Annotated in this window: 9 protein-coding genes; 1 reads left to right on the forward strand and 8 read right to left on the reverse strand. The window is 32.7% G+C overall.

Features of this window, described 5'->3' with window-relative positions; all coding sequences use genetic code 11:
* Positions 1 to 115 precede the first annotated feature (115 nt).
* The 4 genes from DLK05_RS15260 to DLK05_RS15275 all read right to left on the reverse strand — a co-directional run bounded on the left by DLK05_RS15260 (position 116) and on the right by DLK05_RS15275 (position 4,503).
* Positions 116 to 1,285, reverse strand: a complete 1,170-nt coding sequence (locus DLK05_RS15260) for a DUF819 family protein (RefSeq protein ID WP_127344875.1) — start codon at positions 1,283 to 1,285, stop codon at positions 116 to 118.
* A 491-nt stretch (positions 1,286 to 1,776) separates the two neighbouring features.
* Positions 1,777 to 3,027, reverse strand: a complete 1,251-nt coding sequence (locus DLK05_RS15265) for a DEAD/DEAH box helicase (protein ID WP_127344876.1) — start codon at positions 3,025 to 3,027, stop codon at positions 1,777 to 1,779.
* Positions 3,028 to 3,149: 122 nt separating this feature from the next.
* Positions 3,150 to 4,136: a lysylphosphatidylglycerol synthase transmembrane domain-containing protein gene (locus DLK05_RS15270; protein WP_127344877.1), complete on the reverse strand. Its 987-nt coding sequence runs from the start codon at positions 4,134 to 4,136 to the stop codon at positions 3,150 to 3,152.
* A 124-nt stretch (positions 4,137 to 4,260) separates the two neighbouring features.
* Positions 4,261 to 4,503, reverse strand: a complete 243-nt coding sequence (locus tag DLK05_RS15275; RefSeq protein ID WP_127344878.1) for a DUF5655 domain-containing protein — start codon at positions 4,501 to 4,503, stop codon at positions 4,261 to 4,263.
* 302 nt (positions 4,504 to 4,805) lie between these two features.
* Between DLK05_RS15275 and DLK05_RS15285 the strand changes: the two genes are divergently transcribed.
* The gene (locus DLK05_RS15285; protein WP_127344879.1) at positions 4,806 to 5,156 is read left to right on the forward strand and encodes a hypothetical protein; all 351 of its coding nucleotides are present in this window, start codon (positions 4,806 to 4,808) and stop codon (positions 5,154 to 5,156) included.
* A gap of 292 nt (positions 5,157 to 5,448) precedes the next feature.
* On the opposite strand, the gene DLK05_RS15290 is transcribed toward DLK05_RS15285, so the two are convergent.
* The 4 genes from DLK05_RS15290 to DLK05_RS15305 all read right to left on the reverse strand — a co-directional run bounded on the left by DLK05_RS15290 (position 5,449) and on the right by DLK05_RS15305 (position 10,173).
* Positions 5,449 to 6,963 (reverse strand): carboxypeptidase-like regulatory domain-containing protein, encoded by a 1,515-nt coding sequence (locus DLK05_RS15290; RefSeq protein WP_209319910.1) that lies wholly within the window; start codon positions 6,961 to 6,963, stop codon positions 5,449 to 5,451.
* A gap of 126 nt (positions 6,964 to 7,089) precedes the next feature.
* Positions 7,090 to 8,109: a FecR family protein gene (locus tag DLK05_RS15295; protein WP_127344881.1), complete on the reverse strand. Its 1,020-nt coding sequence runs from the start codon at positions 8,107 to 8,109 to the stop codon at positions 7,090 to 7,092.
* A 7-nt stretch (positions 8,110 to 8,116) separates the two neighbouring features.
* The gene (locus DLK05_RS15300) at positions 8,117 to 8,668 is read right to left on the reverse strand and encodes an RNA polymerase sigma-70 factor (RefSeq protein ID WP_127344882.1); all 552 of its coding nucleotides are present in this window, start codon (positions 8,666 to 8,668) and stop codon (positions 8,117 to 8,119) included.
* Between the two features lie 200 nt (positions 8,669 to 8,868).
* A complete protein-coding gene (locus tag DLK05_RS15305; protein WP_127344883.1) occupies positions 8,869 to 10,173 on the reverse strand; it encodes a carboxypeptidase-like regulatory domain-containing protein in 1,305 nt (434 codons plus the stop codon).
* Positions 10,174 to 10,637 lie beyond the last annotated feature (464 nt).

Consider the following 10,637-nt stretch of genomic DNA (forward strand, 5'->3'; position numbering starts at 1 on the left):
ATTTATAATTTAGTAACAGGAGCTCTTTTCTTACTTTTATTTAGAATATATTGAAAAAGCCAAAGCTTAATATTAAGCTCTGGCTTTAATTATATATTGTTAATTTCAGAATCTGTCAGCTAAGAAATAAGGCAATAGAAACACCAACAAAGGTACCAATTACATATCCTAATATTCCAACTAAAATTCCTGGAGTTACTAATTTTTTTTGTCCCATTGATGCTGCCATTGGTGCTGCCACCGATGGTCCCATAATATTTGCTGCAGAGGAAATAACTACCTCATATACATCTAATTTAAATAATTTGGCAAGTGCTAATAAGAATAGGAAGTGAAATACCATAATGGTAAGGTAAAAACCTAATACGGCCGGGCCAATACTAAATATTTGCTGGATATTGGTTGCTGCTCCAATAACGGCTAAGAAGACATACATCATCCACAGTCCGATAGAAAAGGCTGTATCTTCAAGAGGTTTTAGAAGTTTTGGGAAAATATTAGCCGCTAGTACTGCAAGTACTGTAATTATAAGTATGCTTAAATTTAAATCTGTTTTGAAAAAACTTTGCAAATATGGCGCAATTAAATTCCCGCTTCCTGCAATTAGTGCAGCTATAAAAACAGCTACAGCAATTCTTTCCATGGTCATGGGATATTTTTTCTTGTCTGAACCTTCATTTGTAGCTATTTGATTCTCTTTTTTGGGTTTTACAAAAAATCTGGAAAGAAAAAGGAGGGAGGGAGTTAAGAATAAAAATAAGGTATATAGGTTGGAAACAAAATTATCAACAGCAATTGTCGCTGTAAATAGTGGATTGGTGCTAAAATGAAGTGCTTCTGCAGAAGCAATAAAATTAACACTTCCTCCAATAAGTGTTGCCGCTATTACTCCAGCCGTTTTCCCAGAATCGGGACCTAGATGTATTAAACTGAAAGCAAGAAAACAACCTAATACTATGCCAATTGCTCCCAAAATATAAGCCAATAGTAATTTACCACTTTCTTTAATAATCTTTAGAAGATTAGAACTAAATAATAGCAAGGGAATAGAAATTGGAATAAAATAGGTAAAAACCATATCGTATACGTCAACATGTACCGCTGAATTGGATGCTACTGGAACAATTCCAATCATCGCCAAAAGTGACATAGAAATCATGGTGACTAAAATTCCTGACAATTTTCCGAACCATTTTTTATGTTCGGAGTAAATTCCAAAAGCTGCCGCTCCAACCACCACGAAAAAAATAACCATATTATTTTCTGGCGAGATAAATGAATGCATAAGAGAAAGTGTTTTAATTAGTGAAAAGCGAATATATTCCGATTTTTTACTAAAAGCAAAAATTGATAAAGTTTAATTTAAGGTAAACTGTACAAGCAAGTAGAAAATAGTTTGGAGTGAGAATCCTATTATAATGAATTACGAGACTTTTGTTGGTTAAGCCCATCATGCAAGTAGGTAAGCTACTCTAAATTTCCTTCTCGCCAAGTCTTCAAGCACGAAGATTTTACTTTTCTGGTCGAATAGGATCTGTAAGCTTGCATGTTCTGTTGAATGAGGTCTGTAAGTGGGCAAATCAGAGATTCCCTAATTTAACAAAGTATGCAAGTGTGGAAATTTAATAGAATTGAAAAAAGTATACTTTGCAGGCTTGCAGAGCATACTTTTTCGAAATAATAACCAATTAACACTTATTTGCTGATTGGGATGTCATCAACGAATGAATGATCTAAAATCTGTGCTATTGTATTTTTTATTTCAGTTTTGAATGTCTATTTTTTCTTCTTTCTTGGTTTTTTCTTTTTGGGTGCAGATAAGTAATCTTCCGCTTCATCCATTAATTCTTTCAGACTCTTGGAATAATCTTCTGAAAAATCTATAGTTGCGGAGTACTCATCATAGGAAATATCCATTACTTGGATTTCACCTCCCAGATAATCTTCAATTTCTGTTAGAAGTTCTTTTTCCGATTCCGGACAGCAGAAGCTAATCGCAATTCCTTTTTGGACTCCACGTCCCGTTCTACCAACCCGATGCACATAATTTTCAGCAACATCTGGTAAATCATAGTTTACAACATAGTCAACATTTGGAATATCAATTCCACGAGCACTCACATCCGTAGCGATAAGGATTTTTACTTTACCTGACTTAAAAGCTTCCAATGCAACTAGTCTATCTGCTTGTTCTCTGTCACCGTGAATGAGCTGACTGATAATTCCTACCCGCTCCATTGCTTTGTGCACACGTTCAGCACGAACTTTTGTGCGAACGAAAACAAGAATCTTACTATCGGGATGTTCTTTTACCATTCGTTCCAAAAAGAAGCGCTTATCATCCATTTCCACAAAAGCAACTGAATGCAAAACATTTCTGGAAACAGGATCTTTAGGAGATATTTGAATGCGGATAGCTTTTCGGACTAAAGAATAAGCAAGTTTTTTGATTTTTGGAGTAATAGTTGCTGAGAAAAATAATGTTTGTCTGGTTTTGGGAAGAAATCGAATTAAGTCTTGAATATCTTTAATAAATCCCAAGTCTAACATATGATCTGCTTCATCCAGAACTAAAGTATCGGTCTGATCCAGAATGATAAATCCCTGACTACATAAGTCAAACATTCGTCCCGGTGTGGTGATTAACACATCAATACCTTCCTGAAGTTTTGAGATTTGCGGACCTTGTTCAACACCGCCAAATACACAAAAACTATTTACTTTGGTATGTTTTCCAATCTCCTGAAACACTTCTGTAATTTGAATAGCTAATTCCCGGGTTGGAACCATGACAACACATTTAATTCCGTTGCTACGTTTACTTTTTTTATTCTTGTGCAGCTTATCAATAATAGGAATTGCAAAAGCAGCAGTTTTTCCTGTTCCTGTTTGTGCTATTGCCAGAACATCTTCGCCTCTAACAATTGGAGGAATGGCCTTATATTGAATGTCTGTAGGCCTCTTAAAACCTAAAGTTTCCAGGTTTTTTTTAATTTCAGAGGAAAAACTATATTGACTAAATTTCATGTATTTTAATTTTTTTTGGAAAAGGAGGATAATTGTGTACTATTCATTAGATAAATCTCCTCTTTCGGTCATTTTATTTTGACAAAGATAGAGGGAAATTGTGTTTTACCACCAGAATCGTGTTAACTAATTTTTGTTTCAATTTTATATCTAAAATAGCCATAAGCACCGAGTAATAATGTCCCTACAAAGGTAAGGCCGTTAGAGAGTATCCCAAAACTTATTCCAGCATTTGAATCGAGATGAAATGCCAGAAAAAGTTGTAATAGAAAAAAATGTGTGGTACCGATTCCTCCAGGACTAGGAAGAGCCCATCCAATACCTCCAATAAATAATATAACAACAGCAAACTGAATAGAATATTCTGCTGTAGCAGGTAAACACAATAAATAAATGTAATTCAATAGAACCAACATTAGCCATATCGAGATGGTGAGCAAGATAAACTTTGTTCGCTTTTTTAATAATAATCCGTGTCTTAGCGATTCAAACATCTCCTGTAGAAATCCTACGACCTTCTTTACTAAAGAGTTTTTAGATTTTTTTAATTTCTTAAGACTTATCAGAAATAGAATAAGAACCGTTAAAAGAATTCCTGCAAGGGCATAAATATATTTATATCCGTAAACATGTGAAATCCCTCCAAGTGTGGAATCAATAAGCGATTGAAGTCGGTCTAATTCTATAAAGAATATAGTAATAATTCCTCCAGCCAATACTAATAAATCGTAGGCACGTTCAGCCATTACACTTCCCATAGAGGTGGAAACAGGCACATTTGCATTTTTTTGAAGAGAGGTACATCGAACGATTTCACCTAATTTTGGTGTGAAACTATTTACAAAATATCCAAGTAAAATCGATGTCAATATTTTATCTGTACTTACTTTTTTTCCTGATTCTTCAATTAATAATTTCCATCGTAAGGCTCGTAAATAAAAGATAATGAAGAGACAAACAAAGCTTAGAAGAATGAAAAAATAATCGGAGTTTTCTAGGCTTTTCCATATTGGTCCAAGAGGTTTTTCTCTTAATGTAAGGTAGAGAAATAAGCCTCCAATAAAAATTCCGGAAAGATTCTGAATAATTTTCTTGATAGATTTTGTCATACAGTATTAAATCACAAAATAGTAATGCATTGCTTGCAAAAGTATAAAAGAGTTCGGATAAGCAAGTATTTTTATTACCTAGAAATGTATTAACAAAGAGTATCGAGGCAATTTATGGATTTGATCATTTCTTGATAGTGTTGTAGGCTTCCGATAACCAATTTTTAAGTTGATTGTCAATTTCATGAATTTCACCGATCACAAGTTTGTGTAAAACTCTATTTTTAGATATTCGAATGCACTTAAAAACCGGAAATTGATCATCTTCGCGTTGAAGTTGATATTCTAGTTCCAGCTGATCTTTTTTAGGATAAATGGATAGAAATGTAGCTCCGATCTTAAATTGAATACAAGTTTTAAGATACAAAATCTCAATATTTTCAAAGCTTAGAAGGAATCAAGCCGAATTACCGGGGATTAAAATTTCAGGTATAGATATTAGCTAATCTGAACAAAAAGAAAGGGATATCTCTCACGCCTCTGAGCGTAGCTCTAAAGGCTTTTATTTTGGCGTTAAAAGATTCAGCGAAAAACATTGGTTGTTCGGTTTTCAAGATAATTCAGGATGCGCTAAGAATGATCATGATTGGAATTCGTGATTCAGCTCTCTGCCACCGATTAAAACTATACATCTAAAACAATTCTCGCATAAGGAAAAGGGATCTCAAAATGCTTGGAGCTGTTTCTGCACAGGGAAAAGGGATCTCAAAATGCTTGGAGCTGTTTCTGCACAGGGAAAAGGGATCTCAAAATGCTTGGAGCTGTTTCTGCACAGGGAAAAGGGATCTCAAAATGCTTGGAGCTGTTTCTGTACAAGGAAAAGGGATCTCAAAATGCTTGGAGCTGCTTCTGCACAGGGAAAAGAGATCTCAAAATGCTTGGAGCTATTTCTGCACAAGGAAAAGAGATCTCAAAATGCTTGGAGCTGTTTCTGCACAAGGAAGGAGCAGTAAAAATTCCTTTAAAGTTGCTGATTACAGTAAATCTGAAGGTAATAAAAAGCGAACCAGGCTTTCATAGTGTGTGGTGTCGATCCTATCTTATTAAATAGGACAGTAAAGACAAAGCCTTTATTATTCTCCCCAAATTTTTCGATTGATCCCTTAGAAGATAGGATAGTAAACATTCAAAAACTTCCTGAATAGGAGTGACATTTTCTGCAAATGGCTGTTTTTATCAGTAATAAAACAGAAATGATACTGATTAGGTCTGGATAAAATACGATTGCATACAGGACAAGTCCAACTCATGGATTTTTAATAAGGAATTTTTCCGAAGTTATTATAAGAAAAGTAAAGATAACAATCGAATTCTATTCATCTTCCATTTTGCCAAGTGCAACCTGTTGCATACTATTGCTAATACGTTTTATGGCTTGTTGAATATTATCTTCTGGTTTTATGAAGTTTTGATCGCCCCAAAATGTAGCATCATAAATCAAATCCTCGGTGGAGAGTATGGTGCTTGGAGTAATTGTTTCGCGAAATTTAAATTTTCTAACATTTAGGGTGTCAATATCTGTGGTTGCCATCTCAAAGGAGGTAGAAAAACTTTTAGAGAACAATCTCTTTTTGTTTTTGACTTTAAATTTTAGATTTCCGAGCGTATGATTAAGATAGTATTTCCCGTCAATTTTACGATAATTTACCACATAATTGACAAGTAGTGGTTTAACTTTTGTTTTTGCATTTCCTTTTGCAATAAAACGATTCTTTATAGCATTTAATTTGTTTTGCTCATATCCAAATTCAGCTTGTACAATTGCAAGGGAATTGGTTTCCAAAAAAATCCTTCCCTTCATCAGAGGAATCACCACTTCTGGTTTTGGTTGGAATCCAATAATATAAACTGATTTGTTGTTATAAGTAGTAATATCATCTAGGTGATATTGATACAAGTGCATAAATTCTTCTTTCATGAACTCCGGACGATACTTCACTATATCAAGCATAAGACAACCTTGAATTCCACCTTTTAATCGAAAAGAAATCGTATCTAAACGCGAAATGTCATATATCTTACGACTCTTGAATATTTTAACCCGATCGAGGTTTGTATTTCCTTTATATGCATTTTTGTAAATATCAAGTACCGATTCGAGATAAATCATATACTTGTTGTTTTTTAAAACAGACTCTCGGTAAAAAGAGGTGATATTTGTAGGCTTTTGAGGATAATTTATTGGGAATTTACGGATGGCTGCCTTGAGGAGTAACAATGGATCATTACTTCTAATAATTACCTCTTGTAAGGAAACCATATCTTCCTTTAATTTGATGGTTAGAGGTTTATTTGAAATCTCAGAAACAGGAATTTTATAATTTTTGTAGCCAATAAACGAAACTACAAGTGTGTCTTTTATATTGTTTGATGATAGGGTAATTGAAAAATCACCATCTTGATTACTGATCGTTCCAACATGCTTACCTTTAATTCCGACACTTGCATATGATAGACCATTATTGCCATGATAATCGCTGATATTACCATTTACCTTGCGGTAGGAGAGATAAGGTATAATATTCTCATTCTTTGATGTCTTTTTGTATATCGCAGGAACAATGATGACATGTCTGTTTAATGCCTGAAAATCTAATGTAGTATCCGGAATTAATCTTCGTAAAATCACTAGTAATTTTTCATTTTCAGCAATAATACTCATCTTTTTTTTATCATAAAAAATTTCAGACTGATAAGTGAAGTGTATGTTTTCTTTCAAAGCAATACTATCCAGAGCAGATTCAATAGTAAGATTAGATAAGTGAATGCTGATTTGATTATTTAATATATTTTCCTGAGAAAATAATCCATTTGAAATAGTACTCAATAATAAGATAATTAGATATCTTATAACTGAAGAGTAAGTGCTATGGATTATTGGATGCATAGTCTAATTTATATTAAAAAATATTGATTGTTTGGTTGCTAAAATGATAAATATCTGGCGAATGATTTATTCCATTATTTTGTGAATAAGAATTTGGTTACCATTTTTTTCATAAGTCAAGTGATAAGGAAGACATAAATTTTCAAGTACATCATCCAAAGGTGTATCATCGAAAGAAGTATTGATGTTGTTTTTCATGATTGCAGAATCCTCAAATCTAATCTGAACCTGATAGGTTCGATCAATTACCTCCGAAACAGCTTTTAATGGCATATTTTTAAATACCAGTTTTCTGGTTTTCCAAGATAGATAATTTTCGTCCTTCATGCTCGTCTTTTGTATCGAAGAATCCATCAAGACTCCAAAATCACCCTTCTCCAGAATTAATTTCTCAGCAGGATTACTCGTTCTTGCGAATTGAACTTTTCCTGTTTCCACCAAAACTTCTACATGATCACTCTTAGACATCACACTAAATGATGTTCCCAATACTTTAATTTCAGCATTTTCAACTGAAATGATGAAAGGTTTATTTGGGTTTTTGGATATATTAAAAAATGCTTCTCCTTTCAATTGTACCCTTCTTTCCTTTCCTCTAAATTCCTTTGGATACACCAATCTGGAATTTGCATTCAATGTTACTTTTGAACCATCTGCAAGAACAATAGTTTTTCTGGTTTCGTTGCTTTTTGAAGCAAAAGTTTGATAAAGAGAGTTGTGGGTGTAAACCTGAAAGGATGCATACCCAAGCCCAATGATAAGGAGAAACATCGCTGCAAGCTGTAACAACTTTTTCCAGTTAGACATTGAGAACACAGGAACCTCATTTTCCTTTGTCGATTTTTTTGTGTCAACGATTCTGGATTTAACACTACTCCAAGCCGAATCAGTATTGAAATGATTTTGAATTTCATGAATTTTATCAATTTGATACAAATCTTTCTTACTTGATACCAAGGCCTGAGCATATTCAGGATTAGAATCCATTAGTTGTTCAAAGGTGACTTTTTCCATCTCCTCCATTTCACCACTAAGGTATTTTGAAATGTTCTCCCAGTCTATGTTATATGATTTTTTTTCTTTCATCTCGGTATTAAAGCACAATTGATGTAACGTAATCTTTTAAATTTTTTCGAAAAGCTTTGAGCGCTTTGCCCATATTCGCTTCTACAGTTTTAACAGAAATAGATAATTTATCTGCTATTTCGTGATATTTTAAACCTTCAAATCTGCTCATTTTAAATATTTTACTACATCTAATAGGCAGGCTCAAAAGTGTTTTTTTTATAATAGTTTGTATTTCATGTTCTTCAATTGAAACTGGTATTGTAGATTGAATATTACCATTTCTTTGAACATACTCTCTGTAATCTTTTCGAATTGCTTTTTTCCTTAAATATTGTAAGCTATTCTGATAGGTTGCTTTATACAAATAAGCTTTTAGAGAAGTATGAATATTTAAATTTTGTTTGTTTTCCCATAAATGGCAGAATAAATCCTGAACAATTTCTTCCGCTAAATTATCTTCCTTTAATATTTGCAATGCATAATGGCAAAGCAAGGGATAATATAATCGAAATACATTTTCAAATTCTTCCAGATTTCCCTCTTGAATCTTATTAATTATATGCTTGTCTTTCTGCATTTTATTTTCCTATTCTTTACAAAACTCTTACGTTTTCTAATTTAGGATATTTAGCTTAAGGTTTGAAATAATAATTGAATCATTTAAAAAGAACCATTCATTTTAATTTATTTCCCTATTTAAAATAAATGGTTCTTTTAATTTTCAAGAGTTAAAGGTGTTAAATATTTTAACTGTCTTTACCATGAATTTGAGTCCTATTATCTCGCTTTTCTCTTTAATTTGCGAATTGCAGCTTCAATGGATTGATCTGGTTCAATTGTATTGTAAGCTCCCCAGTAGTTTTTATCAGCGAAATTGCTTACTTCATCTACCATTACCTGATTGGATTTAAATTTTTCATTTGATTTAAATCGTTCAATATTCTGATCATTCCTATCCGTAACTGCTATTTCTGTCATTGCGGAGTAGCTAGTGTTGAAAAGTCTACGTTTCCAGTTACATTTAAAATTGATTTCTCCTCTGGCATAGTTAAAATACCATTTTCCATTATTTTCGTGATAATTAACGATATAATCAGCAGAAGTAGGGAAAACTTTCACTCCAACCGGTTTTCTTTTGATAAACATTTTTGTTGCTTCTACCTGATTGGTAAGATTCATACTAAACTTGGCACTAGTCAATGCTAAATTATTTGCATCTACGTAAAGTAACCCGTAATATAAAGGTAAATCAATGTCCTTTTTCTGATGAAATTCAATTACGTAATGGATCTTATTATTTATTTTTGTAATGGTTTTGATTTTAAAATCATAATTCTGAATAAAATCCTCAGAAAGTAGATTATAAGGATTTTTCACAACATCAAGTAATAGTGTCGTATTTGGTCCTCCTTGTAATTTAAAAAGGAGTGTATCCATCTTTTTCACATCCTGACTTTTACGTCCTTTATAGATCTGTACCTGATCATTTTTGGATTGTTTGTAACTTGCTTTGTAAATGTTGACAACAGCCTCGGAAATGGCAACGTAGGTTCTGTTCTTCTTAATTGTTTCCCGATAGAAGCCTTGCATCATGTTCGGAGTAATCGAATAATTCTCGTTAATTTTCCTTAATATACTCCGAACCAGGAATTCCGGATCCAGGGGATAAATGCTAATTTCGTTTAATGGAACAGAAACCGATTCTAATAACAATTGATTTCTTTTAGGTTTTAAAGAACTGATATCAACTTCCAGATTTCTATAACCAATATAACTTACCACAATCTGACTTACGGGAAGATCTTTGGCTATTTTTAGAAGAAATTCACCTTCGCTATTTGAAACAGTAGCAACATTAACTCCTTTTACATTAATGTTAGCAAAAATTAAAGGTTCTTTAGTCTCTTTGTCCTGAATCTTACCTTTGTACACATTGTACTGTAAGGTGTCAATTACGATTTGAACTTTATTCTTTTCTCTTTTCTTTTTTCGATTACCTTCAGCAGAATAAGCACTGCTGGTAGCTAAAAACAAGAATGCCGAGATAAGAATGGCGAATTGGTATATAAATTTTGTTTTCATGGCAATATATTTAGTTAGACAATTTATAATTTTATTAATTATGGATTAACGATCGTATTATTCCGTTTCTATATATAGGATGCTTCACAAGCAAAATACCCTATTTATTTTTTGATATATTTTTCAAGGTAAATTAAGTCAGAGGTTAACTGATCACACAGTTAGGTCGTTAGGTAGATGTAAATTAATTCTCAATAATATTTATTAATATAGACCTGGATTGTTATAAGACAGATTCAGGAAACTATATTTTGTGGTCTGATGATTATTTTAAAAAAATAATCAAACCATTTTTTCTTAATTTTAAATTAGAAACCAATATCGTCCTAAACGTTTCGGTTTATTTGTATTTTTTATTGCAAATAAGATGTTTGTGGCTAATATATACTACAAAGGGGTTGTTTTTAAGCAGCTTGAACAGTGGCATCTTCTTTAAATATCTTTCGTTTTACGAAAGCTTTAGT

It is taken from the genome of Ancylomarina longa (genome assembly GCF_003996985.1).
Classification (GTDB): Bacteria; Bacteroidota; Bacteroidia; order Bacteroidales; family Marinifilaceae; genus Ancylomarina_A; species Ancylomarina_A longa.

Coding starts and splice junctions, on each gene's coding strand:
- DLK05_RS15295 (WP_127344881.1), bottom strand. CDS start 8,109: ATGAAAGAAAAAAAATCATATAACATAGACTGGGAGAACATTTCAAAA.
- DLK05_RS15260 (WP_127344875.1), bottom strand. CDS start 1,285: ATGCATTCATTTATCTCGCCAGAAAATAATATGGTTATTTTTTTCGTG.
- DLK05_RS15270 (WP_127344877.1), bottom strand. CDS start 4,136: ATGACAAAATCTATCAAGAAAATTATTCAGAATCTTTCCGGAATTTTT.
- DLK05_RS15305 (WP_127344883.1), bottom strand. CDS start 10,173: ATGAAAACAAAATTTATATACCAATTCGCCATTCTTATCTCGGCATTC.
- DLK05_RS15265 (WP_127344876.1), bottom strand. CDS start 3,027: ATGAAATTTAGTCAATATAGTTTTTCCTCTGAAATTAAAAAAAACCTG.
- DLK05_RS15285 (WP_127344879.1), top strand. CDS start 4,806: ATGCTTGGAGCTGTTTCTGCACAGGGAAAAGGGATCTCAAAATGCTTG.
- DLK05_RS15300 (WP_127344882.1), bottom strand. CDS start 8,668: ATGCAGAAAGACAAGCATATAATTAATAAGATTCAAGAGGGAAATCTG.